We start from the raw sequence: 26,886 nt of genomic DNA, 5'->3' as shown, positions 1-26,886 counted from the left end.
GCCCCCTATCGTGACAGGCTGGGTGTGTGGATGACCTCTTCGCACCCTCGGATGTCAGCTGGACGCCGGTCTCGCCGAAGCTCGCCGCGGTCCGCCGGCTGAACGCGGGGATCACCGCCGGCGTGGCCGGAGTCGTGCTGCTGATCGTGCTCGGGATGACCGTGGGCTGGCTGTACGGCGTCCTCGCGCTGCTGGTGGCGGCGGCCGGGTTCGTCTGGGCGTGGGTCCTGATCGGGCGCAACCAGCGGTCCTGGAGGTACGCCGAGCGTGAGGACGAGCTGCTGGTCAGCCACGGGATCATGTTCCGCGAGCTGGTGGTGGTCCCGTACGGGCGGATGCAGTTCGTCGACGTGGCCGCCGGGCCGCTGGAGCGGGCGTACGGGATCGCCACGGTGGAGCTGCACACGGCCACGCCGGCGACGGACGCCAAGATCCCCGGTCTGCATCCGGACGAGGCCGGTCGGCTCCGTGACCGCCTCTCCGCGCTCGGCCAGGCCCAGGCGTGGGGCCTGTGACCGAGCCGGCGCCCGGCCCGCCCGGGCAGCAGACCGCGGGATTACGACCGCCGGTGACTGAGCAGACCGGCGCCCGCCTCCACCCCCTCACGCCGTTCGTGAAGGGCTGGGGGTACTTCGTCGTCGCGGCGTTCGCGCTGGTCAACAACGAGGGACTGCGGAGCAATCTGACCATCGCAGGCATCGGACTGGCCGCGGTACTGGTCGGCGGCATTCTGCTGGGGGCACTGTCCTGGTGGTTCACCAAGTGGCAGCTGACCGACGATGCGATCCGGGTCGACAGCGGGTTCCTGTTCCGGCGTACCCGGATCATCCGGTTCGACCGGATCCAGGCGATCGATGTGGCGCAGCCGTTCGTCGCCCGCCTGTTCGGGATGGCCGAGCTGCGGATGGACGTCGCGGGTGGCGGCAAGAGCGACGGCAAGCTCAGCTACTTCGCGTACGAGGAGGCCGGCAGGCTGCGCACCACGCTGCTGGTGAGGGCCAAGGGCCAGCAGGTCGCCGAACAGCAGACCGCCCCGGTCGAGTTGGAGCCGTTGCTGGTCGTCCCGACCGGCCGTCTGCTCGGTGCGACCCTGCTGTCGTCCACAGTCCTTGCCAGCGCGGGTGGTCTGGTCTGGTTGATCGCCGCAGCGACCGTGCTGAACTTCCACATCGGTCTGTTCGCCGCTGTGCCGCTCCTACTCGGTGTGGTGCAGCCGATCTGGAAGCAGGTCGTCGGCAACCACGGCTTCACCCTCTCGGAGAGCGACCACGGTCTGCGCACCAAGCGCGGCCTGTTCGACGTCCAGCGGCAGACCGTGCCGCCCGGCCGGGTGCAGGGTCTGCTGATCACCGAGCCGCTCATCTGGCGTCTGCTCGGCTGGTCTCGCGTGGAGCTGGACATCGCCGGTGTGGCGGGCAACAAGGACGAGGGCGACAACGACCGCGAGGGCGCGCAGCTGCTGCCGGTCGGCGAGCGGGTCGAGGTGGCCGGCGTACTCGCACGGGTCCTGCCCGGCTTCGACTTGTCTCGCATCGACATGCAGCGCGCCCCGGAACGCGCCAAGTGGCTGCGCCCCATCGGCTGGCGCTACCTCGCGTACGGCGCCGACGACCAGGTACTCGTCACGGTCCGCGGCTGGGTCAGCCGCCGTACGTCAATCGTGCTGCACCACAAGACCCAGTCCGTGCGACTGCAACAGGGCCCGCTCCAGCGCCGCCTGGGCCTCGCCAACGTCCACGTAGACACACCCCTCGGCCCAACCGACGCCGTAGCCCTCCACCGCGACCAGTCCGAGGCGGCATCACTGCTTCAGAATCAGGCGGACAGGGCTCGTGAAGCGCGCCGAACGGTGTCGTCGCCGTTCGCCGTCCAGACCCAGCCGAAGCCACCGAGCCCGGACGGGTCCAGCAGCTCAGCGGCCTCGCCGGCTGACGACAGCTCGGACAGGTAGCGCAGCGGGTCCGTCTGAGCCAGCTCCAGGCTCGGACGGGTCGCACTCACTCCGAGGGCTCTGAGAGCGTCTCTCTGGAGCAGCAGGGAGCCTCCGAGCGAGTCCAGGGCCACATGGGCTGTCACGTCGCGGGAGCCGTCCAGCAACGGGTCGCACTCGCGGCCGTCGCGGAAGCCGGTCACCGTGCCGTACGGCGGACGGCTGGCACGGAGATGGCCGTAGTCGATGGCCACGGCGACTGCGCCGTCGGTGAGGCGGTGCAGGACGTCTGCCCAGGCTTGGTCGCGAGTGGTGCCGATCTCGGCGCGGTCGCCTGGTTCGTGGAGGGGCCACCAGGTGTGCAGCCAGGCGAGATCGTTGCCGTCGACAACATTGCCGAGGGACAGGTCGTCGAGGAGGTATCGCGGTACGCCGTTTTCGTCGAGTTCGGCGACGTCGCAGGGGATGTTGTCCAGCCATTCGTTGGCGATGACCAGACCGGTCAGGGACGCCGGCAATTCGTCGTCGAGTTCGATGTCCAGAACGGAGAGCCCTTCGGCGCGGAGCACCTTGCCCAGTTCGCCGGAGCCCGCTCCGATGTCGACGACCTCGTCAGCGCCGACCGCGCGAGCGAGCCGGGCGATGGCCTGTCCGAAGAGCTCTGACGCGTGCACCGACGTGCGGAAGTGCGCAGCCGGCCGTTCGCGCCGGTAGAACCCGTCCGGTCCGTAGAGCGCCGTGTGCCAGCCTTCCCGGAATGTCGTCATGCACCCAGCGGGACCGCACCGAACTGGCGCCAGACGCTGTCCGCGCCCTCCCGCCACAGTCCGACCTCGGTGAGCTGCACGACAGGCGCCGCCTCCTCAGCCAGCGCGGCCTGAGCTTCGGCAACGACACTCGGGCCGCCCTCGGTGGACGACGCGATGGTGAGGTGCGGCTGCGGGTCCAGGAACTCACCGCCGTACGGCGGGCACTCGGGGAACGCCTCGTAGACCGTCAGCACCAGGGAACGCACAGTGTCGAACGGCTCCGGCCGCAGCCACGCCGTTCCGTTCGGGAACTGTCCCGCCGTCGGGAAGCTCAGCTCGAAGGGCTCGGCTTTCGCGAGCACAGAGCTCAGCCGCTCCACATCGGCGTCTGCGGGCTCGGCGACCCACGGCACCAGCACACTGACGTGCGGTGGGATGAGCTCGGTCAGCGAGACCTGCGGCCGAAGCCTCGAGCGGGACACCGAACGCCAGCGGTCCGTGTACGCCGCCAACTCGGGAACTGTGATCAGAATCGCCGTCAATCCGCGCCGCGCGGCCCAGTCATCGCTCACCACGCCATGCTCTCATCACTCTGTGCCTCGTCGAGGAACGTTCGGCACGCCTGGCGGCGCCCCAGACGCCCGCTGGCGGCGTTGTCGTCGTCGCGAGATGCTCCGCATCGCTCTCCTCCTCCGCCTTGCCAGCGAACGACTGGACCACCGCCAGTCGCACCAACGTCCCTCGACGAGGCACTAGGCTGGCGAGTGGATCGTCTGGTACCCCGCCGCGGGACTGGAACGAAAAGAGTGAAGATGGAACGGATCGGCTTGATCGGAGCCGGCCGGGCCGGGACCGCCGTGGGAGCAGCCTTGGCGGCCGCCGGACATCCCCTGGTCGGAGTCACCGCACGGTCGCGCGCGTCACGCGAACGCGCCGCCCGGCTCCTTCCGCATGTACCGGTGCTGACTCCCGGTGAGGTCAGCGAACGCGCCGACGTGATTCTGGTCGCCGTACCCGACGACCTGATCCGCGAGGTCGCCGCCGGATTGCCCTTGACCAGCGATCAGTACGTCGTCCACCTGTCCGGCACGCACGGGCTCACGCCACTGCAGGGTCTGCCGGCGACTCCGGTCTCGCTCCATCCGCCGATGACGTTCACCGGGGACGACCCGGTCAGCCTGGACGACGTGCTGTTCACGGCGACCGCTCCGGACGCGGCCCGGCCGATGGTCGAGCGGTTGGTGAAGCTGCTCGGTGCGCAGGTGCAGTGGGTGGCGGAGGAGAACCGTGCTCTGTACCACGCGGGTCTCGTGCACGGCGCGAACCACCTGACAACGTTGCTTACCCAGGCCCTCGCCGTACTGCGGGAAGCAGGCGTGGCGGATCCGGCCGCAACGCTTCGGCCATTGGTGACCGCAACCCTCGACAACACGCTGCGATCCGGTCATCATGCGCTCACCGGGCCGATTGCCCGGGGCGATGTCGACACGGTGGCAGCTCATCTGGCCGTACTCCCGGACCGGACGGCAGGCACGTACGCCGAACTGGCCAGGGCGACGGTGGAGTTGGCGGCAGCGGACGGACGGTTGTCCCCGGCGACGGCGGAGGCGTTCTACGAGGTGCTGAAGGGGCACCGGGTCAGCGACCCGGACGAGGTGCTGGAGCGGTATCGGACAGGGGAGGCACCGCGATGAGACTCACCCAGACGAAGGCCGAACTGCGGGCGGCAGCGGCGGTCCGGCCTCGGGCGGTGGTGATGACGATGGGCGCCCTGCACGAGGGGCATGCGGCGCTCCTGGCCGAGGCACGCGAGCGGGTCGGGCCCGAAGGCAGTGTGGTGCTGACGATCTTCGTGAACCCGTTGCAGTTCGGGCCGGCGGAGGACTTCGACCGCTATCCGCGCACGCTGGCCAGCGATCTGGCGGTCGCCAAGAACGAAGGCGTCGACCTGGTCTTCAATCCGTCCCGCGACGAGCTGTATCCGAACGAGCCGTCCATCACCGTGCATCCCGGCCCGCTGGCCGACGAACTCGAGGGCATGGTCCGGCCGGGCCACTTCGCCGGCGTACTGACGGTGGTGGCGAAGATGCTGCACCTGACCGCGCCCGACCTGGCGCTGTTCGGCGAGAAGGACTACCAGCAGCTCACGCTGATCCGCGAGATGGTGTGCGACCTCGACTGGGACGTCGACATCGTGCCGGTGCCGACCGTGCGCGAGCCTGACGGTCTCGCGTTGTCTTCACGCAACCGCTACCTGGACGAGACTGAGCGTGACGAAGCGCTGGTCCTGTACCGCGCGCTGACCGCGGGTGCGAAGGCCGGCATGAACGGTCCGGACGCCGTGATGGCCGCCGCTCAGGCCGAACTGGAGGCGGTGCCGTCGGTGAAGATCGACTATCTCGCCTTGCGCGCACCGGATCTCGGCCCGGTCATCGGCCCCGGCGAGGCCCGCATGCTGATCGCCGCCCGCGTCGGTCTGACCCGTCTCATTGACAACATTTCCATCACGCTCAGGTGAAATCGATTGATACGGTCGCTGGATGACCGCTCCTGCTGTCCCACAACGGTTGTCTGCGCCCGAACCCGGGTGGACCGACACCGTCGACGTGGTGGTGATCGGCTCCGGCATCGCCGGACTGACCGCCGCACTGAAGGCCCGTGAGCTCGGCACTGTCCTGGTGGTGACGAAGGACGTCGTCGCCTCCGGCTCGACCCAGTGGGCCCAGGGCGGTATCGCCGCCGCGCTCAGCCCGGAGGATTCGCCCGAGGATCATCTGCAGGACACCCTGGTCGCGGGCGCCGGACTGTGCGATCCGGACGCCGTACGGGCGCTGGTGACCGAGGGACCGGACGCGGTGCGAGACCTGATCGAGCTGGGCGCGCGGTTCGACACCCTGGCCGATGGAGATCTGTCGCTGACGCGGGAGGGCGGGCATCATCGCAACCGCATCGCGCACGCCGGTGGAGACGCGACCGGCGCGGAGATCGAGCGGGCGCTGGTCGCCGCGGTGAAGCGGGCCGACGACATCCGGCTGATCGAGCACGCCCTCGTCATCGACTTGCTGACCGCTGCGGACGGTGGCGTCGCCGGAGTCACCCTGCACGTCATGGGTGAGGGCCAACTGGACGGCGTCGGTGCGATCCGCAGCCGAGTCGTGATCCTGGCGTCGGGCGGTATCGGCCAGTTGTACGCCGCCACGACCAACCCGAGCGTGTCCACGGGCGACGGCATGGCGCTGGCGTTGCGGGCCGGCGCCGAGGTGCGTGATCTCGAGTTCGTGCAGTTCCACCCGACCGTGCTGTGGTTGGGCAAGAGCGCGAAAGGCCAGCAGCCGCTGGTGTCCGAGGCGGTCCGTGGCGAGGGTGCGTTCCTGGTCGACCACGAGGGCCAGCGGTTCATGCAGGGTCAGCACGAGCTGGCCGACCTCGCCCCGCGCGACATCGTGGCGAAGGCGATCATGCGGCAGATGTTTGCCACCGGCAAGGATCATGTCTACCTGGACGCACGCCACTTCGGCGACGAGCAGTGGCGGGTCCGATTCCCGACCATCCTGGCGTCCTGCCGCTCGCACGGCATCGACCCGGTGCGTGAGCTGATCCCGGTCGCGCCCGCCTGCCATTACTCGTCCGGCGGTGTCTGGACCGACCTGGACGGCCAGACCTCGATGCCGGGGCTGTATGCCTGCGGTGAGGTCGCATGCACCGGTGTCCACGGCGCCAACCGGCTGGCCTCGAACTCCCTGCTCGAAGGGCTTGTCTTCGCTCGCCGGATCGCTGCCCACCTCGCCGACGGCCTCCCGCCGCTGCGTGAGCCGGTCGCCGACATCCGTGTCCCCGGTCTGGTCGACGCGGACGTTGTCGACGAGGTGCAGCGGGTGATGACCGTCGGTGCCGGCGTCATCCGCAGTGCACGCGGATTGTCGGAGGCCGATGCGACCCTCGCCAAGCTGATCGAGCAGCCGCCCGGCGAGCCGGGTACGCCGGGATGGGAGGCGACCAACCTGGTCACGGTGGCGTCCGCACTGATCGCCGCGGCCACCGTGCGCGAGGAGAGTCGCGGCTCTCACTGGCGTGAGGACCACCCGGATCGCGACGACCGGAACTGGTCAGGCAGTCTGGACCTGACCCTCCCGCCCGAGGGCGAGACCGCGAGACCACGTACGACGTTCGTCCCGCATGACACCAAGGAGAATGCTCACCATGGATGAAGCCGTCGACCGGCAGTGGGTCGGTGACCTGGTGCGGGCCACCATCGAGGAAGACCTGGCCGGTGGCGCCGACGTCACCACTGTCGCGACCGTCGACCCGGACCAGATCTCGGTCGCCGAACTCGTCGCGCGTACCGATGGAGTGGTGGCCGGGCTGGAGGTCGCCGAGCTGGTGATCCGGCAGGTCGCCGCTCCGGACGAGGTCGAGCTCGAGTACTCGGTCCGTGACGGTGCGTCGGTGCGCAAGGGCGACGTACTGATGACGATCCGCGGCAAGACGCGCCAGTTGCTGACCGCCGAGCGGACGACGCTCAACCTGCTGTGCCATCTGTCTGGTGTCGCGACCCTCACCCGCCGGTGGGTCGACGCGGTCGAGGGGACCGGTGTGGTCATCCGCGACACCCGCAAGACCATGCCGCTGCTGCGGTCGCTGGAGAAGTACGCCGTTCGCTGCGGTGGCGGCAAGAACCACCGGATGGGCCTGTCCGACGCGGCGCTGATCAAGGACAACCACGTGGTCGCCGCCGGCGGGGTGGCGGAGGCGTTCCGTCTGGTCCGCAAGGCCTACCCGGACCTCGCGGTCGAGGTCGAGGTGGACTCGGTCGACGATGCGCTGATCGCGGTCGAGTCCGGTGCCGAGCTGATCCTGCTCGACAACATGGAGGTCCCGCAGTTGCGGGAGGCGGTTGAGAAGGTGGCCGGCCGGGCCCGGCTGGAGGCCTCCGGCGGACTGACGCTGGATCAGGCCCGGGCCGTGGCGGAGACCGGGGTCGACTACTTCGCGGTCGGCGCCCTGACCCACTCGGCGCCGGTGCTCGACATCGGGCTGGACCTGCGGGAATCCTGATGCTCCTCGCCGTCGCCGTCGAAAACACCAGGACGCTGGTCGGCCTGGTGCTCGACGGCACGGTCAAGCGGCACTGGTGGGTCGGCACCGATCCCCGGCGTACGGCCGACGAGTGGGCGGTCCTGCTGCAGGGACTGCTGACCGGGGAGTCTCCGGTGTCCGGCATCGCCGTGTGTTCCGCCGTACCGCATGTGCTGCACGAGCTCCGCGATGTGGTCGCGCGCTACTACCCGAACGTGCCGGGCGTCGTGGTCGAGCCGGGCGTGAAGACCGGGCTGCCTGTGCTGGTGGACAACCCGCGCGAGGTCGGCACCGACCGGATCGCGAACGCGCTTGCCGCGGTCAACCAGTACGGCGCGCCCTGCCTGGTCGTCGACGTCGGTACGGCGACCACCATCGACGTGGTCAACCCGGCCGGCGCGTTCATCGGCGGAGTAATTGCCCCAGGCATCGAAACCGCGACCGACGCGCTCGGCCAAGCCGCCGCGCAACTGCGCCGGGTTGAACTCGTCCGGCCACGCGCAGTCGTCGCGAAGAACACCGTCGAAGCCCTTCAGTCGGGGGCGATTCACGGCTTCGCGGCACTGGTCGACGGTTTGGTGGGACGGATCCGTGCCGAGCAGTCGCTTGATTCGTCGACCCCGGTGGTGCTGACCGGTGCCCTCGCCCCCCTACTTGCCGGCGAGCTGACCACCCCGGTTCGTCACGAACCGTTGCTCACCCTGCACGGCCTGCAGCACGCGTTTGCCCGCAACAACCAATAGTTGCCCGATCGGGCGAGAGCCCTTGTGCGCTGTGGTGACCGGGATCACCATGTGCTCAGGGGAAAATCGGGGTTGGGGGAGAGCTATGAGGTCCGTATATCGGGTACTGGCTGGTCTCGTTGCGATCGGTGTGGTGCTGCAGGCAATGTTCGTCGCACTCGGCTGGTTCACGGCGATCAAGGACATGGACGACGGCCTGGTCATCGACAAGAACTACGAGGGCAACGCCGGGCACGTGCTGCACGGCCAGTTCGGGATGCTGGTGATCCCGATCATCGCGCTGTTGCTGCTGATCGTGTCGTTCTTCGCCAAGGTCCAGGGTGGAGTCAGGTGGGCGCTCTACGTGGTCGGCCTGGTCGCGCTGCAGATCGTGCTCGCGTTCCTGTCGTTCGGCGTGGCGCCCGTGATCGGGACACTGCATGCTCTGAACGCGTTCGCGCTGCTCGCCGTCGCCAGTGTGGCGGCCCGGCGAGCCGCCGCCGCACCGGCGCCGGCCGCCGAGCCGACCACCGCCGTCTAGATGCCTTTGGCAACAAAGATGGCCGAGCGGCGCCGGCTGCTGATCGCTGTCGCCGCGACCTTGGCCGTGCTGGCACCACTGGTCTTCTTCTGGCAGCGGAGCCTGGTCCCGAACGACCTCTCCCCGATGACCATGGGGTACGCCGACTATGGCGGCGGCCCCGTGGTCAACGCCCATCACGGACAGGACGTCAGCACGCTCAAAGGTCCGGCCGACGGGACGCCTGACGTGGCGGTGGATCTGACCGCCCGGAAGGAGAAGTTCGAGATCCCCGGGCGCGGCCCGGTGGACGGCTACACGTTGAATCACACGTCTCCCGGACCGCAGATCGTCGCAAAACAAGGCGATCTGATCCAGGTGACCCTGCACAACGAGTCTGTGCCGCAGGGGATCACCCTGCACTGGCACGGAGTCGACGTACCGGCTGCCGAGGACGGCGTCGCCGGCGTCACCCAGGACGCTGTCGCCCCTGGCCAGTCGTTCGTCTATCGCTTCGTCGCCAAGGACGCCGGCACGTACTGGTACCACTCGCACCAGGTCTCCCACGAACAGGTGAAGAAGGGCCTGTACGGCGTACTGATCGTGCAACCGAGTACGACCGACGTGATCGCGGCTGTGCATACGTACGACAAGATCCGGACCGTCAACGGCGGGTACGGCGAGCGCCGCGTGGCGGCACCGGGATCGACGGTCCGGGTGCGTCTCATCAACACCGACAACGGGCCGATGGCTGCCTGGGTCGACGGAGCGCCGTACCGGGTGGTGGCGGTCGACGGGACCGACGTGAACGCGCCGACCGAAGTGAGCAACAAGACCGTGCTCGTCACCGCGGGTGGCCGGATCGATCTGCAACTGACGATGCCGCAGGGATCAGCCGTGCGGATCGGCCTGGGTGGTGGACCGACCACGCTGGTGATCGGCGATGGCAACGCGCCGACCGGCACCGAGCCGCGTGACCGGGTCGACCTGTTGAGTTACGGCTCGCCGAAGAGGCTCGAGTTCGATCCGGCGAAGACCGACCGGAACTTCCAGTACACCATCGGCCGGCGGCCCGGGTTCTTCGACGGGAAGCCGGGGCTGTGGTGGACGATCAACGGGCACCAGTTCCCGGATGTGCCGATGTTCGTGGTGGCCGAGGGCGACGTGGTCCGGATGACGATCAAGAACACGTCCGGGCAGGTCCACCCGATGCACCTGCACGGCCACCACGTCGTCGTACTCAGTCGCAACGGCACGGCCGCGACCGGCAGCCCGTGGTGGACGGACTCGTTGAACGTCGAGGACGACGAGACCTACGAGGTAGCGTTCGTCGCCGACAACCCGGGCATCTGGATGGACCACTGCCACAACCTTCCGCACGCTGCGCAGGGCCTGGTGACCCACCTCATGTACGCCGGCGTCACCAGCAACTTCCACCTCGGCGGTTCCCCGGGCAATCAGCCCGAGTGAATCGGCCCTCCGACGGTCAGGGCCTTGCGGAGGGTCTCGGGAAGGGTGTTGAAGGCGGCGTCGGGTGGGGTGCCGGTCGCTGCCAGGGTCTTGGAGAAGAAGGCTCGGGCAGCCGCGGCCAGGACGACGTCGAGAACGTCGGTGTCGGTCAGTCCGACGGCCTTCAGTTCGTCGACGTCCGCCTGGGTGATCGTGTCGGCGGCCAGCGCTACCTTCCGCGCGAAGGCCATCACGGCGCGGTCGACCGGGTCGGCGGGCGGCTCGTCCACCAGCGCCGCGACCTCCTCGGACGTGTAGAACTTGTCGGCCAGCACCTGACCGTGCGCGAGGCTGCAGTAGCTCGACTTGAGCGCGGTCGCGGCGGCCAGCGTCGCCAACTCGTAGCGGCGCAGGTCCATGGATTCCTTGATCGCGCCGTTGAGCTGTTTCCACGCGTCGTACACGGCCGGCCGGGCCGCGAACGTGGTGACGAAATTCGGGACGTGACCCGCCGGAGCCCGGTTGCTCTCGAAGAAGTCGCGGTTGGACGGTGTGTCGATGAACGCCATGCTCGTTTCCCCCTTGTGGCTCCTTCACGGTAGGGCCGGCGTACCGATCCGGCAACGAGGTCGCGGCTATTGCCCGACTTGCCGCAGCAATGCCTCAGTGGCAGCGGCGTGAGGCTTCAGCCCCAGGCGCTGATGAATCTCCAGCGCGGCCCGCAGGTGGTGTCGCGCGGCGGTGCGGTCGCCGGCCGCGAGGGCGAGGTGTCCGAGAATGTGGCTGACGCTGCCCAGGAAGAACGCGCCCATGCCCCCGACCGCCAGGCGATCGGCGTACGGCGTCAACTGGTCGCGCAGGTCGGCGATCGCCGTGGCGTCGTCAAGCGCGATCCAGACCCGGGCCCGGATGGCCGTGAGGCCGGTCCAGGCGAAGTCCCGGAGCAGTGGGCGCTGCTCCGCCCAGTCGCCGAGCATCATCCTCGCCTCGTCGCTGCGGGAGCAGCCGATCAAGGCCAGCGCGTGCAGGTCGCGCAGGACCGGCTGGTGCGACGCTGCCTCGCGCAGCGCCGGTTCCAGCTCGGCCAGCCGGCCTTGGACCATGCGCATGGTGGCGAGCTGGCCGATGCCGAGAGCGGACGGGGCCATCGAGACCGTCGACTGCAACATCACGATGCGCTCGAGCGCCGTCTCCGCGGCGGCGAAGTCGCCGACCGCCTGCCGTTCGAGTGCGAGTGCCGAGCCGGCGATCAGCAGAACCGGGACGAACTGGTGCTGCGCGGCGATCCGCTCGGCACGGTGCATGTCGGCGATCGCCTGCTCCCAGGTGCCACGCTCAGCCCGGTCGACGGCCCGCATGCAGAGCGCGGCGGCGAGTCCGGTGACGTCGTCGTGCCGGCCGGCCAGGATCACCAGTTCGTCGGCGATCGCAGCCCTGCGGTCGAGCAGGTCGGGCCGTTCCATGGCCAAGTGGGTCAGTTGGAGGACCGGGAGCAACTGTTGTGGGGAGCCGCGCTGCCTGGTCGTCAGCAGGGCATCGGTCGCGAGTGACGTCGCGCGATCCGCGGAGTCCGGCTGGTACAGGAGTTCGACGGCCAGAGCGGCCTGGACGTGTGCCCGGAGCAGCGTCTCGGAGGTCGGCAGCGCGGCCAGGACCTGGTCCCACAGCTTGATCGCCACCTCGTCAGGCGTGGCGTAGTCACGCCACGTCCAGATGCTGCGCTCGCTGATCACGAGCAGCGCGTGAGCGGCCGCAACGGCGTCGCCGCGGGCGAGTGCGGAGCGCGCCGCGTCAGCGAGCGAGACCCAGGCCTCGACCGGACGCGCCATCCAGTGCTGGGCCCGGCCAAGGCCGGTCAGCACCGCCTCCCGCTCTTCGGCGGTGGCCATCGGGTCCTGAGCCTGGAGCTCGGCAGCCATCCGGAACAGCCGCAGTGCCTCGTCGTGCGCGGAGCGCTCAGCGGCCCGGCGCGCGGCCCGGTTCGCGAACGTCCAGGCCGATCGCGCATGCACGGCTCCAGCGAGCCGGTAGTGCTCGGCCAGTTGCGCCGTGTGGGGTTCGAGGTGGCCGATGCGCTGCCGCTCCAAGGCCTGAGCGGCTCGCGCGTGCGCTCGGGCGCGAGCGGGCGCGGGCAGCGATCGATAGATCGCGTCACGCACGAGCGCGTGGGTGAACCGGTAGCGGCTCGGTGTCTCCTCCTCGAGCAGGCCGCACCGCAACGCGGCCTCGACAGAGTCATCGACTGCGTTCGCTGTCACGCCGGCAGCGGCCACGACCACGTCGAGGTCGAACGATCGACCGAGGACCGCCGCAGCCGCCAGGATCTCGCCCGCGTCGTCCGGCAGCTGGGCCAGTCGCTGCCGAACCACGTCGCGGACCCCACCGGGCACCTCTCGCCAGGACGGCGCCGCCGGGTCGGAGAGGTCACCGGCGCTGGTCAGCAAGCGGACGAATTCATTGATGTAGAAGGGGTTTCCATCCGTCCGAGCCCGGATCGCCGCGGCGACCTGGCGGTCGACCTCGACACCGGTGTTGAGCGACACATGTGCTCTGATCGCGTCCTCGTCCAGGCCGGCGAGTCCGATCCGCACCGGATCGAGCCGGGCCAGCGCAGCAAGGACCTCGGCGACCGCCGTACTGATGTCCGCGTCCGCGTCCCGGCAGGTGACCACCAGCAGGACCGGTACGTCGGCCAGCGTGGCGGCGATCCGGCGCAGCAGGCGCAGGCTGTCGGCATCGGCCCAGTGCATGTCGTCCAGCACGAGCAGCGATGCGGGACCGGATCGCAAGGCCTCGACGACAGTGCCGGCCAGCCGGAAGGTCGACGATGCCGCGTCGATCGGCGCCGGACCGGTCAGCTGGAGTACGCCGATGTCGCCGAACAGCTGGTCCGCAGCCTGCTGCCAGCCCCAGAGCGGAGCAGTCGCGTCGGGCTCCCAGCCGCCCCATCCGCACCGGAAGCCGGCTGCCTTCGCGTTCGCTGCCACCGCTTGTGCCAGCGACGTCTTCCCGATGCCTGGCTCTCCGCTGACGAGGACGACGCGGCCGCGTCCAGCGGTGGCCTCGTCCAACGCCCGCCGTACCTCGAGCAGTTGCTCCTCGCGGCCTGGCAATGCGACGGAGTCGGCGGATGCCGGAAGGTCGAGGCTGGGGGATTGCCGGAGGATCGCCTCCTCGAGGGTGCGCAGTTCGACGCCCGGGTCGAGGCCTGCCTCGTCGACCAGCCGGCGGCGGGCCCGACGCAACGCGTCCAGCGCATCGGCCTGGCGTCCGGACCGGTAGAGGGCCAACGCGAGCAGTGCCCACATCCGTTCGCGCAACGGATGTGAGTCGACGAGATGCTCGAGCTCGGGTGCGGCGTGCCGGTGCCCGCCGAGCGCGAGCCGGGTTGCCCAGAGATCCTCCACTGCGCCCAGCCGCAGCTCCTCCAGGCGAGCCGCCTCGGCTTGGATGGCGGGCGTCGTACTGGCCACGTCGGCGAAGGCGTCACCCCGCCAGAGGTCGAGTGCGGTCCGGAGGAGTGTCTCCGCCTGGGCCGGGTCGGCGGTGATCAAGGGCGACGCCTCGGCCAGCAGAGTGGTGAACTGCCGCGCATCGACGTCGATGCCGTCGAGCAGCAAGGCGTACCCCGGTGGCCGCGACACCAGCACCCGGGCGGGCGCACGCGGCTCGCGCACAGGTTCGAGCAGCCGTCGCAACCTTGCGATGTAGGCATGCAGAGAGGCCATCGCCTTCGCCGGTGGGTCCTCTCCCCAGAGCAGGTCGACCAGCCGCTCCACCGGTACGGCGTGCCCGTCGGCTGTCACCAGGATCGCCAGGAGCGCGCGCTGCTTCAGGCCGCCGAGGTCGACGACCGCCCCCTCGACCGCCAGCTCGATGCGGCCGAGCACCCGGACCTGCATGATTCGCAGAATAGGGCGCACAGCGGTGCAAGCCATGTGCAATTCGCCTGCAAGACGCCGCGCGCAGAGTGGACTCGCACCGCATCCGCGCGAAGGAGAGCAGCCGTGACCGCAACCGAACGATCGACCGAAGTCATCGACACCCGCGACATGATCGTGGTCCACACGTTCCTGCGGCGCGAGTTCCGTCTCGCGCCCGGCCTGGTCCGCGCGGTCGAAGCTGGTGACACCCGCCGGGCCGGCACGATCTGCGCGCACCTGGAGTTCCTGACCAGCTTCCTCCACCTCCACCACACCGGCGAGGACCGGCTGCTGTGGCCGAAGCTGCTCGAGCGGGTGCCGGAGGAGCTGGCGCCGATCGTGCACCTGATGGAGGCACAGCACGAGCGGGTCGCGACGGTGCTGGAAGACGTCGAGCGAGTGCGTGCGGAGTGGCGCTCCACCGCGCGGCCGGCGGAGCGGGACGAGCTCGCTCGGCTGCTGGACGAGCTCTACGTCAGTCTCTGCGAGCATCTGGACGCGGAGGAGGAGCGCCTGCTGCCGATCGCGGCACGCAACGTCACTGAGGAGGAGTGGCTGGCGCTCGGCGAGGAAGGTGTCAAGGAACTCCGGAAGCCCGACCTCCCGCTGGTGCTGGGGATGATGCAGTACGAGGGCAACCCGGAGGTGGTGGCCGAGATCGTCAGTCACACCCCGTGGCTGGTCCGGTCCTTCGTCCCGATGCTGTCCCGCCGGGCCTTCCGCAAGCATGCACTCGCCGTCCACGGCACTGCCACGCCCTGACCGCCGGCATACCGATCCGGCAACGACCCTACGGACTCGGCGGGCTGATCTGGGTATGGTTCAGCGGTCGGTTGTGAGGCAGCTGAGACGAGGTGGTCGGAGTGCGGCGGATGCTCGCCGCGGCGCTGGCGGTGGTGTGTGGCACAGCAGTGCTGACCGCCTGCTCCTCGGATCCGGTTCCCACCGACGTGGCGGTCGGCTGGTCCGGTGACGGCCGGACCGCGGTCCAGGTCAGCTGGAAGGACGACAACGCCCCGAACCGGATCACGATCGAGGGCGTGCTCAGCGAGAGTCCGTCGTACGTGAAGTACGTCGGCGCCGGCGATGCGAACAGCTGGGACATCCCGACCTCGGCCTTCCCACCGGACGGGAACTACCGGGTGGCGGTCGCCATCGGGACCTCGCAGGGTGGTGTGACCAGCAAACTCGCGCGTTCGCCCGTCTTCGACACCGACGGGCCGGTCGGTCCCAGCGCGGCGACGGCGGCACCGGCGGGCCGATCGGGCGCGCTGATGCAGTGGACGGTGCCGGTGGCGCCGCAGGACTTCACCCCGAACGACCCGCTCGACGTGGAGGGACCGCGCACCCAGAAGTACGTGCCGATGGTCGGCAAGCCCGGTGAGCAGTTGCGACCGGTCGGCCCGGCGACGACGTCGACGCGCCAGGTCATCAACAGCATCAAACCGCCGTACGTGTTCCAGGTCCGGACGCAGAACGAGTGGAGCGCCCGGCTCGGTGGACAGGTGCTCGGCCTGACCAGTTCGATCAGCGCGGCGATGCCAGGGCTGGCCCAGTTCAGCCTGCCGATCCGTGCCCGCGGCCGGGTCGTTCTGCAACAGGTGGCGTGCGAGCCGGAGACGCCGTGCACCCAGCGGCGGGCCACGCCGGCCGGGGTGCCGATCGTCGTACTCACCCAGGTGATTCCCGGTGGTCACTGGACTCCGGTGGCTCGGGGTAGGACGACAGCCGGCGGGCACTACGACATCGGGGTTCCCACCGGTGGCAGCCGCCCGTACGCCGTCACGGTCCCGAACTACACCAAGCCCGGTCTGATCACGAGTACGTCGACCAGCCGGCCGACGTACGTCCGCAACGTGGTCCGGGTCGTCTCGGCCGGGTTCGGCGGCGGGCTGACGGTCAAGAAGCGCGGGTCGAACGTCACCGCGTTCGCGATCATCAAGCCGGCCATGAGCTCGACCGCGACGCTGCAGGTGTGGAACCGCGTGCTGCGCCGGTGGGTCGGCGTCAAGGAGACGCCGATCCGCAACGGCCGTACGTCATGGACGTTCCGGGCGGGCTCGGCGGGGAACTTCGTCTACCGGTTCGTGCTGCCGGCCGCCACGATGTACGGCCGGTCGATGAGCGGGACGATCACGCATCACCTCCCGCTATACGTCCGCTGACTCCGGCTCCCGTACCGCGGCGGTCTCCCGATGCCGGCGGCGGATCCGGTAGTAGGTGTACGCCGCGACCGCGGCGAGTGCGAGCACGACCAGGGCCCAGACCGACAACTGGCCGAAGATCTTGTCCGCGTTGTCGCCGATGTTGTACGCGACGATGCCGATCGTGGTCGACCAGGCGATCCCGCCGGCCGCGTTGGCGGCCAGGAACTTGGGGTACGGCATCCGCAGCATGCCCGCCATCGGGCCGGCGAAGATGCGCAGCAGTGCCACGAACCGGCCGAAGAAGACCGTCCAGACGCCGTACCGGTGGAAGTACTTCTCGGCCTTGACGATGCGGTCCTCGGAGAAGTGGTGGAACCGGCGGCCGAGCCGCTCGAACAGGTTCCGGCCCGCCTTCCGGCCGATGTAGTACCCGACCGAGTCGCCGACGATGGCGCCGGTGGCCGCCGCGGCGATGACGAACTCGAGGTGCAGGTTGCCCTGCGACGCCAGCAGCGCGGCCGCGATCAGAGTCGTCTCACCGGGTAACGGAACCCCCATGCTCTCGACGCCGATGACAAGGCCGACCACCAGGTACGCGACGATCGCCACCCCGCCGGTCGGGACCATGATCGCGAGCGCGTGCAACGGTTCCCCCATGCACCCATAGTGACATCCGGGGTCAACCGATTACGGGACGAGGCAACTATTTCAGGGGATTCTCAGGGCTGTGGCCGTTGGTGTCAGGAGGAATTTCCGGGAGATAGCCGTTGAACGCCTTGGTGACGTTCTGTAGCGCGGCGGTGACCTCGGACGGGATCACCCAGAACGTGTTGCCCGGGCCCTTGGCCAGTTCGGGCAGCATCTGCAGGTACTGGTACGCCAGCAGCTTCGGGTCCGGGTCGTTGCGGTGGATCGCCTCGAACACCGTGTCGATCGCCTTCGCCTGACCCTCGGCCCGCAGGATCGCGGCCTGCCGGTCGCCCTCAGCGGTCAGGATCCGGGACTGCCGCTGGCCCTCGGCTGTCAGAATCGCGGCCCGCTTCTCCCGGTCCGCCCGCATCTGCTTCTCCATCGACTCCTTGATCGACGGCGGCGGGTCGATCGCCTTCAGCTCGACCCGGTTCACCCGGATGCCCCACTTGCCCGACGCCTCGTCCAGTACGCCGCGGAGCTGGGAGTTGATGTGCTCGCGGGAGGTCAGCACCTTCTCCAGGTCCAGGCTGCCGATCACGTTGCGCAGTGTGGTGACGGTGAGCTGCTCGATCGCCTGCTCGAAGTTGGCGATCTCGTACGCCGCCGCCCGGGGATCGGTGACCTGGACGTACAGCACCGTGTCGATGTCGACGACCAGGTTGTCCTCGGTGATCACCGAGCGCGGCTCGAACGAGATCACCTGCTCGCGCAGGTCGATCAGCTGTCGGGGCCGGTCGATGAAGGGGATGACGATGTTCAGCCCGGGCTCGAGAGTGCGCAGGTAGCGGCCGAGCCGCTCGACGTTGGTGGCTCGCGCCTGCGGCACGATCCGGACGGTCCGAAGGACCAGGACGACGGCGAGCAGGGCGACGACCAGCCCGATGATCAGTTCGGCCATGGATCCTCCTGAGGATGGACGAGGGCGGTGGCCCCCTCGATGGCGAAGACGTCGACCCGGGTGCCCGCGGGGATGAGCAGGTCCGGGTCGTACGAGCGGGCACTCCACTCCTCGCCGCCGATCTTGACCCGGCCGGGATCGCGGCCACACGGGGTCAGCACCACGGCCTCGCGCCCGATCAGCGCCGCCACGCCGGTCCGCAGCTGCGGGTGCGATCTCAGGTGGCGGCGTGCGACCGGCCGGACCAGGGTGATCATCGCGGCGGCCGTGACGGCGAACGCGAGCAGTTGCAGGCCGATCCCCAGGCCGAGACCGGCGACTCCGGCCGCGGCCAGCGCGGCGAGGGCGAGCAGGAGCAGATCGAGGGTTGCCGTCATCAACTCGGCGGTGCCGAGGACGGCGGCGATGATCAACCACAAAAGCCAGGACTCCATATGACCACCCGCCGGCGGAGAGGACCTCTCTTTCGAAGGTACCCCTGGATACGCGGGAAGGCAGCTAACGGTTCAGCTATCTTGTGGCGGCTTCCCGGTCGGTACGACGGCCAGCAGGGTGCTGATCTGACGGGCAGCGGCCGGATGGGTGGTCGACGTACGGCCCTTCTTGTAGCGGTCGACCAGCTCGCTCAGCTCCTGGCCGAACCGCTTGGCCTCGTCGTGGGTGAGCCACAACCGGGACCGGCTGAGCGAACTGACGTCGTCCCAGGGGTCGTCGGAGGCCATCTCCTCGAACTGCTCGAGCACCCGATCCGCCGTCGTCCGCATGATCGTCTGGCTGGCCAGGCGGCCGGCGTTGGACGCCTGCGAGGAGATCATCAGGCTGCCGGCCAGCGCCCGCCAGGGCCGTTCCCGCCCGTCGCCCGACTCTTCGGCGCGCTCGATGATGCCCCAGCGTTCCAGGGCCCGTAGGTGGTAGCTCATCGCCGACGGGGTCAGCCCGGCCAGCTCCGCACACTCGGTCGCGGTCAACACCCTGCCGTTGTAGAGCTCGTCGATGACCCGCTGCCGGGCCGGGTGCGCCAGGGCGCGGATCGCCCGCGGATCGGTGATCACCACGCGTTTCTTCTTGGCCACGAGGTCAGCGTAGCCAATCCCTTGACGATCCGGAATATGAAGCAGTAACTTCACAACTATGAAGCAATCACTTCAGACCTCGATCTGGTCCTTCCCCGACATCCGGCTGGTGCTGCCCGCCCGCGCGCTGTCCTACGCGGGTGACTCGGTGGCGCTGGTCGCGCTGATGCTGCGCGTGTCCCACGACGGCGGACCCGGCGCGATCACGGCCCTGCTGCTGGCGTTCGCCGTACCGACCGTCGCGATGATCCCGTTCGCCGGCCGGATCGTGGACGGGCACGACTCGCGGACCGTCCTGGTCTGGGCTTCTCTGCTGCAGGCGGCCGCCGGTATCGGTTTGGCGTTCAGCCACGGCCTGGCCGAGACCCTGGCGCTGGTCTGCGTCCTCCAGGTCGGTCAAGCCGTGGCCGGACCTGCCTGGGGTGCACTCATCCCGCGCATCGTCGGCGACGAGCTGGTCGGCAAGACCACCGGCACCAGCCAGGCGCTGATCGGCGTCGCCACTCTGGCCGGCTCCGCCGCCGGTGGCGTGCTCGTGGGCTGGTCCGGCGACCGCGGCGCCCTCCTGATCGACGCCCTGACCTTCCTCGTCCTGGGCCTGGTCGCCCGGCTGGTCACCACCCGCCGCCGCCCCGAGCCGGGCGCTGTCCGGGAGCCCGGCGCGCTGATGGCCGGTCTGCGCAGTCTGTACGGCGACTCGCTGCTCCGGATCCTGGTGACGTGTCTGTGGGTCTTCGTGCTCACGGGTGAGGCGGTCAACGTCGTCGAGGTGTTCCTGGTCACCGACGAGGTCGGACTCGGCGCGTCGGGCTATGGCTGGCTGATGGCCGCCCAGGGAGCCGGAGCGATCCTCGGCGCGTGGGGCAGTGGCCGCTTGGTGACAGCTGCGTCCCGCTCCCGGGCCTTGCTGGCCGGCATGGCCGCCATCGGCGGTTCGTGCGTGCTCATGGGCCTGTCGCACGACGTGGTCACGCTGGCCATCGGCTGCTTGGCGGTCGGAGCCGGCAGCGGCATGCTCAACGCCGCCTGCAGCACCCTCATCGTCACCCGGACGGCCGAACACGTCCGCGGGCGGGTCGTCGCGGCGCTGGGCGGCACGGTGCGGGGCTGCAGTCTGATCGCGCTTCCTCTGGGTGGTCTCCTCGGCGCGGTACTCGGGACCCGGATGACCTTCGTGACCTGCGGGATCACCGGTGTGGTGACCGCCGCGATCGCCGCCGTCCTCCTGGTGCGAACAAAGGATTCGGTTGTGGAGGCGGTCAGTCACTAGCCTTTAGGCATGACAGACGCACACGTGAACCCGGTGAACCCCGACAGCGGGCAGGACGACCTGCCCGAGCAGATGCGGGTTCGCCGGGAGAAGCGTGACCGCCTGCTGGCGGAGGGAGTGCAGCCGTACCCGATCTCGGTGCCGCGGACGCACCTGCTGAAGGACCTGCGGGCGAAGTACGACGGACAGGAGCTGGAGCCGGACACCCGGACCGGCGAGCAGGTCTCGGTGGCCGGCCGGGTCATCTTCCTCCGCAACACCGGCAAGCTGTGCTTCGTCCGGCTGCGCGAGGGCGACGGGACCGAGCTCCAGGTGATGCTGTCGGTGGCCGACCTCGGCGACGAGGGGCTGGCCCGGTTCAAGCAACTCGTCGACATCGGCGACCTGCTGTCCGTCCAGGGCGAGGTGATCACCAGCCGTCGCGGTGAGCTGTCCGTGCAGGCGACCGGCTGGCAGATGGCCGCCAAGACGCTGCGCCCGCTCCCGAACGAGCACAAGCCGCTGAACGAAGAGGCCCGGGTCCGGCTGCGCTACGTCGACCTGATCGTCCGCCCGGAGGCGCGCGAGATGGTCCGGAACAAGGCCGCCGTACTGAAGTCGCTGCGGGCGACCTTCGACGCCCACGACTTCATCGAGGTCGAGACGCCGGTGCTGCAGCTGACCAACGGCGGCGCCGCGGCGCGGCCGTTCTCGACCCACCTGAACGCGTTCGACCAGGAGATGAAGCTGCGGATCGCGCTCGAGCTGGATCTCAAGCGGGCGATGATCGGCGGCGTTGACCGGGTCTTCGAGATCGGCCGGACGTTCCGCAACGAGGGACTCGACTCCACCCATGCGGCGGAATTCTCGATGATCGAGGCGTATGAGGCGTACGGCGATTACGACACGATGGCCGAACTCTTCGCCGAGCTGATGCGGAACGCCGGTCGTGCGATCGGCCGGACCACGATCACCGCGCGCGACGGTTCGGACATCGATCTGGAGCAGCCGTTCCGGCATGCGACGCTTTTCGGACTCGTCTCCGAAGCGGTCGGTGAGACCGTCGACGTGACCACCGACGTGGCCGCGCTGACCAAGCTGGCCGAGCAGCACGACGTCGAGCTGCAGCCGGGCTGGAATGCCGGTGAGATCGCGGTGGAGTTGTTCGAGAAGCTGGTCGAGCACACGCTGATCCAGCCCACCTTTGTCCGTGACTATCCGGAGTCGGCGCGGCCGCTGGCGAAGCCGCACCGCGAAATTCCCGGACTGGTCGAGGCCTGGGACCTGATCGTGAACGGCGTCGAGCTGGGCACCGCCTACTCGGAACTGAACGATCCGGTGATCCAGCGGGAACGCCTGGTGGCACAGTCGTTGCTGGCCGCAGCCGGCGACCCGGAGGCGATGGAGCTGGACGAGGACTTCCTGCGCGCGATGGAGTTCGGGATGCCGCCGGCCGGCGGCATGGGGATGGGCCTGGACCGGCTGGTGATGCTGTTCACCGGTGCCGGTATCCGGGAGACGATTCTGTTCCCGTTGCTGCGCCCGGAGTGATTCCGCCCGCACCCGAGTGATTCAGGAAACCGGCCCGGAGGTTCGTTGCATAGCACAACCTCCGGGTCATGCAATTCCCGGGGTCCAATTGATTCCGGTCCAGCCCGAGTTACGATCCACCGGCCCGGCTGAATACTGAAGGTCACCGTCGGAGCACAGTGTCGCCCGTCCCTCACCGAACCGAAGGTTTTGGTCACATCTTTCCGGAACATTCCGGGTGGTGAATGACACGAAGGCGGTTTGTGCGGTACAAATCAGGTGCGAACAATTCGGCAGGGGGATTGTGCCCGGTGGCGGGCGCGGAAAGGACTGTCATCGATGGCGCAAAGGGTGCAGGTAGTTCTCGAGGACGATCTCGACGGAGGTAAGGCCGACGAGACCGTGATCTTCGGGCTGGACGGCACGACGTACGAGATCGACCTGTCGAAGAAGAATGCCGCCAAGCTGCGCGACGCCATGGCCGGGTACGTCGGCTCGGCGCGCCGGGTGTCCGGTCGCCGCGGTGCCGCGGGCCGGGCGCGGGGCCGCGGCCGGTCGGCGTCGGACTCCGCCGACATCAGGGCCTGGGCCAAGGAGAACGGCTACGAGGTGAGCGAGCGGGGCCGGATCTCCGCCGAGGTACGCGCGGCGTACAACGAAGCCAAGTAATTCCCACGGACCTGCCGGTCCCGGCGCCCACCAGGGTGCCGGGACCGTCCGCATTCCGGTTGTTTCACAGTGTGGACGCCCCGGTGGCCGGGGATCGGGAGCGGATGGTTGCTCCGGCAGGTAGTTCGGTGAATTCGCTGGTGGCGAACACGCTGTCCGATCGGGGCCGGACGGGAACACGCTGGAGAGCCGCGGGGTTCTTCCCTTGTGATGCCTCCCGGGTGGCCGATCGAGCAGTGTTCTTTTGTTCGCCCAGAGCGAGCCTGTCGGCACCGGGGACTAGCATGCATGTACGGGGGTCGGGCCACACGGTACGTCCGACTCCTCTGAGGCAAGGAGCGCTTTGGCGATGTTTGAACGATTTACGGACCGCGCCCGTCGGGTAGTCGTCCTGGCTCAGGAAGAGGCCAGGATGCTCAGCCACAACTACATCGGGACCGAGCACATCCTGCTCGGCCTGATCCACGAGGGTGAGGGTGTCGCCGCCAAGGCTCTCGAGAGCCTGGGTATCTCGCTCGAGGCTGTCCGCTCCCAGGTCGAAGAGATCATCGGCCAGGGGCAGCAGGCACCGAGCGGGCACATCCCGTTCACCCCCCGCGCCAAGAAGGTGCTGGAGCTCTCCCTGCGCGAGGCCCTGCAACTGGGCCACAACTACATCGGCACCGAGCACATCCTGCTCGGCCTCATCCGCGAGGGTGAGGGTGTCGCCGCGCAGGTCCTGGTCAAGCTCGGAGCGGACCTCAACAAGGTCCGGCAGCAGGTCATCCAGCTGCTGAGCGGGTACCAGGGCAAGGAGACGGCGTCCGCCGGTGGCCCAGCCGCCGAGGGCGCGCCCAGCAGCTCGCTGGTGCTCGACCAGTTCGGCCGGAACTACACCCAGTCCGCCCGCGAATCGAAACTCGACCCGGTGATCGGGCGCGAGATGGAGATCGAGCGGGTCATGCAGGTGCTGTCCCGGCGGACCAAGAACAACCCTGTCCTGATCGGTGAGCCGGGCGTCGGCAAGACCGCCATCGTGGAGGGTCTGGCCCAGCAGATCGTCCGTGGTGACGTCCCGGAGACGCTGAAGGACAAGCAGATCTACTCCCTCGACCTGGGCGCACTGGTAGCGGGATCCCGCTACCGGGGTGATTTCGAGGAACGCCTGAAGAAGGTGCTCAAGGAGATCCGCACCCGCGGCGACATCGTGCTGTTCATCGACGAGATCCACACCCTCGTCGGGGCCGGCGCGGCCGAGGGCGCGATCGACGCGGCGAGCATCCTGAAGCCGATGCTGGCCCGCGGCGAACTGCAGACCATCGGTGCCACCACTCTCGACGAGTACCGCAAGTACGTCGAGAAGGACGCCGCGCTGGAGCGCCGGTTCCAGCCGATCCAGGTGGCCGAGCCCTCGATCGCACACACGATCGAGATCCTCAAGGGCCTGCGGGACCGCTACGAGGCTCACCACCGGGTGACCATCACCGACGCCGCGCTGGTGAACGCCGCGCAGATGGCGGACAGGTACATCTCCGACCGGTTCCTGCCGGACAAGGCGATCGACCTGATCGACGAGGCCGGGGCCCGGCTGCGGATCCGCCGGATGACGGCTCCGCCGGACCTGCGCGAGTTCGACGAGAAGATCGCGAACGTGCGCCGGGAGAAGGAGTCGGCGATCGACGCGCAGGACTTCGAGCGCGCCGCGAGCCTTCGCGACGACGAGAAGAAGCTGATCAACGCCAAGTCCGAGCGGGAGAAGCAGTGGAAGGCCGGCGACATGGACGTCGTCGCCGAGGTGGACGAGGAGCTGATCGCCGAGGTGCTCAGCACGGCCACCGGCATCCCGGTCTTCAAGCTGACCGAGGAGGAGTCGACCCGGCTGCTCGACATGGAGAAGGAGCTGCACAAGAAGTACATCGGCCAGGAGGACGCCGTGAAGGCGGTGTCGCGCTCCATCCGGCGTACTCGTGCAGGCCTGAAGGACCCGCGCCGGCCGAGCGGCTCGTTCATCTTCGCCGGCCCGTCCGGCGTCGGTAAGACCGAGCTGTCGAAGGCACTGACCGAGTTCCTGTTCGGTGACCAGTCGGCACTGATCAGCCTGGACATGTCGGAGTACTCCGAGAAGCACACGGCGTCCCGGTTGTTCGGGTCCCCGCCTGGCTACGTCGGGTACGAAGAGGGCGGTCAGCTGACCGAGAAGGTGCGCCGCAAGCCGTTCAGCGTGGTGCTGTTCGACGAGGTGGAGAAGGCCCACCCGGACATCTTCAACTCGCTGCTGCAGATCCTGGACGAGGGTCGTCTGACCGACGCCCAGGGCCGCGTGGTCGACTTCAAGAACACCATCATCATCATGACCACGAACCTCGGGACGAAGGACATCGCGAAGGCCGTCAGCCTCGGCTTCTCGCAGGCCAGCGACACCTCGGGTTCGTACGAGAAGATGAAGGCGAAGGTCACCGAGGAGCTCAAGCAGCACTTCCGGCCCGAGTTCCTGAACCGCGTCGACGAGATCGTGGTGTTCCACCAGCACGGCCCGGACGAGATCATCAAGATCGTCGACCTGATGGTCGGGCAGGTGGAGGAGCGGCTCAAGGACAAGGACATGGGCATCGAGCTCACCCCGGCGGCGAAGGAACTGGTCGCCAAGCGTGGCTTCGACCCGGTCCTGGGCGCCCGTCCGCTGCGCCGCGCACTCCAGCGTGACGTCGAGGACGTCCTGGCGGAGAAGATCCTGTTCGGGGAGGTGCGCCCTGGCCAGATCGTTCTGGTCGACGCGGCCCCCGAGGGCACGGTCAACTCCGACGGCCTGGCGGAGTACTTCACCTTCACCGGTACGCCGAAGGCGAGCAGCCCCGACCTGGAGCTGACCGACCTGGCCGCCGGTGGGAGTTCAGGTCTGCAGGACACGTGATCTGAGGGACTGCCTTCCAGCAAGCCGAGCGCGGCGAGCACTTTGCTCGCCGCGCTCGGCATTTTCTTGCAGCAGATCTGGTGACGATTCGCGGCGCCGCGTCGTCGTACGGGACATGAGTGAGCTGACTGGGCCCCGATGGTTGGCGGCGCTGCGTGGGTATCCGGACTTCCGGCGGCTCTGGGGCGCGCACCTGGTCTCTGCGCTCGGCACGGGGGTGACCGTGCTGGCCGTCCCGTTACTGGCGGCTGTTGTGCTGCACGCGTCGCCGGTGGAGGTCGGCATCCTTACGGCGCTGAACGCCGTACCGCATGTGCTGTTCAGCTTGGTGGCCGGCGCACTGATCGATCGGTGGCCGCAGCGGCCCGTGCTGGTTCTCACCGACTTGGGCCGCGCGATCTGTCTGGGCGCCGTACCGGTCCTCGGCCTGTTCGACCTGTTGTCGATGCCCGTGCTGTACGGCGTCGTCTTCCTCGTGCAGGCGCAGATGGTGGTGAACGACCTGGCATCGGCGTCGATGGTGCCGCGGGTGCTTCCGTCCGCGATGCTGGGCGCGGGGAACAGTGCCATCTCGGTCAACGGTTCGGTCGCCGGCATCGCGGGGAACGGGCTGGGCGGTGGCCTGGTCCAGCTCGTTGGCGCCACGGTTGCGGTCGCCGTCGATGCCGTGTCGTACGTCTGTTCCGGAGTTCTGCTGCTGTTCCTGCGGTCGCCCGAGCTCGTGGCGGCGAGGATGAGTGGGCGGAGGGGGATCATCGGCGACATCCGGAGCGGCCTGGCGTACGTGCTGAAGGATCGGGTCCTGGTCGCGCTGTGCCTGTCGTCCGGCATCGGGGCCTTCGCGGTGGCGATCCGGGACTCGTCGCTGGTGCTGGCCCTCGTGCGTGAGCTGCACTTCTCAGCGGGACTTGTCGGCCTGCTTGCGATGCTCGCCGGCGTGGGCGGGGTGGTCGGAGGGCTGCTGGCGAACTGGGCGGCCACCCGCTTCGGATTCGGCCGCTCGGTCATGGTCGCGATCCTCACGACGGCGGCGGCGATCGTGCTGCTGATGGCGCCGTTCGGCGTGGTCCCCGCCGTGCTCGTCGGGATCGGACAGTTCGTCGGCGGGGTGTCTGGTGCTGTGTACACGATCGGCCAGCTGACCATGCGCCAGTTGGTCACCCCGCCGGACCTGCTCGGGCGCGTGAACGCCGTACGACGGTTCCTGGTCTATGCGCTGTTCCCGGTGGGCGGTCTGGTCGGCGGGCTCGGTGGAGCTCGGCTGGGCAGCCGGTCGATGCTGCTTGTCGCGGCCGCCGTGATGGCGATTTCTGTGCTCCCGCTGATCCGCGGCGACGTGGCGGGCGCCGAGGGGCATCCGCGGTAGGT

The 26,886-nt window shown here is 68.9% G+C and carries 23 protein-coding genes and 1 pseudogene; 16 read left to right on the top strand and 8 right to left on the bottom strand.

The annotated features are described in order from the left end of the window. Positions 1–26: 26 nt before the first annotated feature. Complete coding sequence (locus AB0I34_RS26575; protein WP_360449855.1) at positions 27–515, top strand: PH domain-containing protein; 489 nt, start codon at positions 27–29, stop codon at positions 513–515. Beyond that, positions 503–1,795 (top strand): annotated as a pseudogene (locus tag AB0I34_RS26570) (PH domain-containing protein); the annotation flags it as partial. The gene AB0I34_RS26575 and the pseudogene AB0I34_RS26570, both read left to right, overlap by 13 nt. Before the next feature lie 20 nt (positions 1,796–1,815). Here the strand turns inward: AB0I34_RS26570 and AB0I34_RS26565 are convergent. Further along, entirely contained in the window at positions 1,816–2,697 is an 882-nt protein-coding gene (locus AB0I34_RS26565; protein ID WP_360449853.1) for an SAM-dependent methyltransferase, read from the bottom strand. After that, entirely contained in the window at positions 2,694–3,251 is a 558-nt protein-coding gene (locus AB0I34_RS26560) for a 2'-5' RNA ligase family protein (RefSeq protein ID WP_360449850.1), read from the bottom strand. The genes AB0I34_RS26565 and AB0I34_RS26560 overlap by 4 nt, the downstream gene beginning before the upstream one ends. Positions 3,252–3,491: 240 nt before the next feature. Here AB0I34_RS26560 and AB0I34_RS26555 point away from each other — a divergent pair, with 240 nt between their 5' ends. The 7 genes from AB0I34_RS26555 (at position 3,492) to AB0I34_RS26525 (ending at position 10,467) form a co-directional block, all read left to right on the top strand. After that, positions 3,492–4,373 carry a Rossmann-like and DUF2520 domain-containing protein gene (locus AB0I34_RS26555; protein ID WP_360449848.1) on the top strand — a complete coding sequence of 294 codons (882 nt, stop codon included), beginning with the start codon at positions 3,492–3,494 and terminating at the stop codon, positions 4,371–4,373. Further along, complete coding sequence (gene panC, locus AB0I34_RS26550; RefSeq protein ID WP_360449845.1) at positions 4,370–5,197, top strand: pantoate--beta-alanine ligase; 828 nt, start codon at positions 4,370–4,372, stop codon at positions 5,195–5,197. Before AB0I34_RS26555 ends, panC begins: the two co-directional genes overlap by 4 nt. A gap of 22 nt (positions 5,198–5,219) precedes the next feature. Beyond that, positions 5,220–6,887, top strand: coding sequence for an L-aspartate oxidase (locus AB0I34_RS26545; RefSeq protein WP_360449842.1), 1,668 nt, complete (start codon positions 5,220–5,222; stop codon positions 6,885–6,887). Then, a complete protein-coding gene (gene nadC / locus AB0I34_RS26540; protein WP_360449839.1) occupies positions 6,880–7,734 on the top strand; it encodes a carboxylating nicotinate-nucleotide diphosphorylase in 855 nt (284 codons plus the stop codon). The genes AB0I34_RS26545 and nadC overlap by 8 nt, the downstream gene beginning before the upstream one ends. After that, the gene (locus AB0I34_RS26535) at positions 7,734–8,498 is read left to right on the top strand and encodes a type III pantothenate kinase (protein ID WP_360449836.1); all 765 of its coding nucleotides are present in this window, start codon (positions 7,734–7,736) and stop codon (positions 8,496–8,498) included. The genes nadC and AB0I34_RS26535 overlap by 1 nt, the downstream gene beginning before the upstream one ends. Positions 8,499–8,583: 85 nt before the next feature. Beyond that, positions 8,584–9,018: a hypothetical protein gene (locus AB0I34_RS26530; RefSeq protein ID WP_360449833.1), complete on the top strand. Its 435-nt coding sequence runs from the start codon at positions 8,584–8,586 to the stop codon at positions 9,016–9,018. Further along, on the top strand, positions 9,019–10,467 hold the full coding sequence (locus AB0I34_RS26525) for a multicopper oxidase family protein (RefSeq protein ID WP_360449831.1): 1,449 nt from the start codon (positions 9,019–9,021) through the stop codon (positions 10,465–10,467). Here the strand turns inward: AB0I34_RS26525 and AB0I34_RS26520 are convergent. After that, positions 10,455–11,015, bottom strand: coding sequence for a carboxymuconolactone decarboxylase family protein (locus AB0I34_RS26520; protein ID WP_360449828.1), 561 nt, complete (start codon positions 11,013–11,015; stop codon positions 10,455–10,457). The two genes, AB0I34_RS26525 and AB0I34_RS26520, sit on opposite strands and share 13 nt — an antisense overlap. Before the next feature lie 66 nt (positions 11,016–11,081). Next, positions 11,082–14,348 carry a BTAD domain-containing putative transcriptional regulator gene (locus AB0I34_RS26515; protein WP_360449825.1) on the bottom strand — a complete coding sequence of 1,089 codons (3,267 nt, stop codon included), beginning with the start codon at positions 14,346–14,348 and terminating at the stop codon, positions 11,082–11,084. Between the two features lie 105 nt (positions 14,349–14,453). Here AB0I34_RS26515 and AB0I34_RS26510 point away from each other — a divergent pair, with 105 nt between their 5' ends. Both AB0I34_RS26510 and AB0I34_RS26505 read left to right on the top strand, forming a co-directional pair. Continuing rightward, on the top strand, positions 14,454–15,131 hold the full coding sequence (locus AB0I34_RS26510; protein WP_360449822.1) for a hemerythrin domain-containing protein: 678 nt from the start codon (positions 14,454–14,456) through the stop codon (positions 15,129–15,131). Between the two features lie 110 nt (positions 15,132–15,241). Further along, a complete protein-coding gene (locus AB0I34_RS26505; protein ID WP_360449908.1) occupies positions 15,242–16,534 on the top strand; it encodes a hypothetical protein in 1,293 nt (430 codons plus the stop codon). Here AB0I34_RS26505 and AB0I34_RS26500 read toward each other — a convergent pair. From AB0I34_RS26500 to AB0I34_RS26485, 4 genes are all read right to left on the bottom strand, one after another. After that, positions 16,520–17,173, bottom strand: a complete 654-nt coding sequence (locus tag AB0I34_RS26500) for a DedA family protein (protein ID WP_360449820.1) — start codon at positions 17,171–17,173, stop codon at positions 16,520–16,522. The two genes, AB0I34_RS26505 and AB0I34_RS26500, sit on opposite strands and share 15 nt — an antisense overlap. 46 nt (positions 17,174–17,219) lie before the next feature. Next, complete coding sequence (locus tag AB0I34_RS26495) at positions 17,220–18,107, bottom strand: SPFH domain-containing protein (RefSeq protein ID WP_360449818.1); 888 nt, start codon at positions 18,105–18,107, stop codon at positions 17,220–17,222. After that, complete coding sequence (locus tag AB0I34_RS26490) at positions 18,095–18,541, bottom strand: NfeD family protein (RefSeq protein WP_360449816.1); 447 nt, start codon at positions 18,539–18,541, stop codon at positions 18,095–18,097. Before AB0I34_RS26490 ends, AB0I34_RS26495 begins: the two co-directional genes overlap by 13 nt. Before the next feature lie 72 nt (positions 18,542–18,613). Further along, positions 18,614–19,180 carry a helix-turn-helix domain-containing protein gene (locus AB0I34_RS26485; RefSeq protein WP_360449814.1) on the bottom strand — a complete coding sequence of 189 codons (567 nt, stop codon included), beginning with the start codon at positions 19,178–19,180 and terminating at the stop codon, positions 18,614–18,616. A gap of 58 nt (positions 19,181–19,238) precedes the next feature. Here AB0I34_RS26485 and AB0I34_RS26480 point away from each other — a divergent pair, with 58 nt between their 5' ends. From AB0I34_RS26480 to AB0I34_RS26460, 5 genes are all read left to right on the top strand, one after another. Beyond that, positions 19,239–20,450, top strand: a complete 1,212-nt coding sequence (locus AB0I34_RS26480; RefSeq protein ID WP_360449811.1) for an MFS transporter — start codon at positions 19,239–19,241, stop codon at positions 20,448–20,450. A 9-nt stretch (positions 20,451–20,459) separates the two neighbouring features. Further along, positions 20,460–21,980 carry a lysine--tRNA ligase gene (gene lysS / locus AB0I34_RS26475; RefSeq protein WP_360449808.1) on the top strand — a complete coding sequence of 507 codons (1,521 nt, stop codon included), beginning with the start codon at positions 20,460–20,462 and terminating at the stop codon, positions 21,978–21,980. Positions 21,981–22,298: 318 nt separating this feature from the next. Next, positions 22,299–22,628, top strand: coding sequence for an Lsr2 family protein (locus tag AB0I34_RS26470; protein WP_360449805.1), 330 nt, complete (start codon positions 22,299–22,301; stop codon positions 22,626–22,628). Positions 22,629–22,977: 349 nt separating this feature from the next. Beyond that, positions 22,978–25,518 carry an ATP-dependent Clp protease ATP-binding subunit gene (locus AB0I34_RS26465; RefSeq protein WP_360449803.1) on the top strand — a complete coding sequence of 847 codons (2,541 nt, stop codon included), beginning with the start codon at positions 22,978–22,980 and terminating at the stop codon, positions 25,516–25,518. Positions 25,519–25,633: 115 nt separating this feature from the next. Further along, entirely contained in the window at positions 25,634–26,884 is a 1,251-nt protein-coding gene (locus tag AB0I34_RS26460) for an MFS transporter (protein ID WP_360449801.1), read from the top strand. The last annotated feature ends 2 nt before the right edge of the window (positions 26,885–26,886 follow it).

Source organism: Kribbella sp. NPDC050281 (genome assembly GCF_040655855.1).
Classification (GTDB): Bacteria; Actinomycetota; Actinomycetes; order Propionibacteriales; family Kribbellaceae; genus Kribbella.
The sequence above is the reverse complement of the archived record's forward strand: the minus strand, read 5'-3'. Positions and strand labels throughout refer to the sequence as shown.

Bases quoted from the DNA above. Each gene is read 5' to 3' on its own strand.
- AB0I34_RS26565 (WP_360449853.1), bottom strand. From the start codon at position 2,697: ATGACGACATTCCGGGAAGGCTGGCACACGGCGCTCTACGGACCGGAC.
- AB0I34_RS26465 (WP_360449803.1), top strand. From the start codon at position 22,978: ATGTTTGAACGATTTACGGACCGCGCCCGTCGGGTAGTCGTCCTGGCT.
- AB0I34_RS26495 (WP_360449818.1), bottom strand. From the start codon at position 18,107: ATGGCCGAACTGATCATCGGGCTGGTCGTCGCCCTGCTCGCCGTCGTC.
- AB0I34_RS26530 (WP_360449833.1), top strand. From the start codon at position 8,584: ATGAGGTCCGTATATCGGGTACTGGCTGGTCTCGTTGCGATCGGTGTG.
- panC (WP_360449845.1), top strand. From the start codon at position 4,370: ATGAGACTCACCCAGACGAAGGCCGAACTGCGGGCGGCAGCGGCGGTC.
- AB0I34_RS26470 (WP_360449805.1), top strand. From the start codon at position 22,299: ATGGCGCAAAGGGTGCAGGTAGTTCTCGAGGACGATCTCGACGGAGGT.
- AB0I34_RS26535 (WP_360449836.1), top strand. From the start codon at position 7,734: ATGCTCCTCGCCGTCGCCGTCGAAAACACCAGGACGCTGGTCGGCCTG.
- AB0I34_RS26490 (WP_360449816.1), bottom strand. From the start codon at position 18,541: ATGGAGTCCTGGCTTTTGTGGTTGATCATCGCCGCCGTCCTCGGCACC.
- AB0I34_RS26480 (WP_360449811.1), top strand. From the start codon at position 19,239: ATGAAGCAATCACTTCAGACCTCGATCTGGTCCTTCCCCGACATCCGG.
- AB0I34_RS26545 (WP_360449842.1), top strand. From the start codon at position 5,220: ATGACCGCTCCTGCTGTCCCACAACGGTTGTCTGCGCCCGAACCCGGG.
- AB0I34_RS26520 (WP_360449828.1), bottom strand. From the start codon at position 11,015: ATGGCGTTCATCGACACACCGTCCAACCGCGACTTCTTCGAGAGCAAC.
- AB0I34_RS26460 (WP_360449801.1), top strand. From the start codon at position 25,634: ATGAGTGAGCTGACTGGGCCCCGATGGTTGGCGGCGCTGCGTGGGTAT.
- AB0I34_RS26525 (WP_360449831.1), top strand. From the start codon at position 9,019: ATGCCTTTGGCAACAAAGATGGCCGAGCGGCGCCGGCTGCTGATCGCT.
- AB0I34_RS26515 (WP_360449825.1), bottom strand. From the start codon at position 14,348: ATGCAGGTCCGGGTGCTCGGCCGCATCGAGCTGGCGGTCGAGGGGGCG.
- lysS (WP_360449808.1), top strand. From the start codon at position 20,460: ATGACAGACGCACACGTGAACCCGGTGAACCCCGACAGCGGGCAGGAC.
- nadC (WP_360449839.1), top strand. From the start codon at position 6,880: ATGGATGAAGCCGTCGACCGGCAGTGGGTCGGTGACCTGGTGCGGGCC.
- AB0I34_RS26500 (WP_360449820.1), bottom strand. From the start codon at position 17,173: ATGGGGGAACCGTTGCACGCGCTCGCGATCATGGTCCCGACCGGCGGG.
- AB0I34_RS26555 (WP_360449848.1), top strand. From the start codon at position 3,492: ATGGAACGGATCGGCTTGATCGGAGCCGGCCGGGCCGGGACCGCCGTG.
- AB0I34_RS26505 (WP_360449908.1), top strand. From the start codon at position 15,242: ATGCTCGCCGCGGCGCTGGCGGTGGTGTGTGGCACAGCAGTGCTGACC.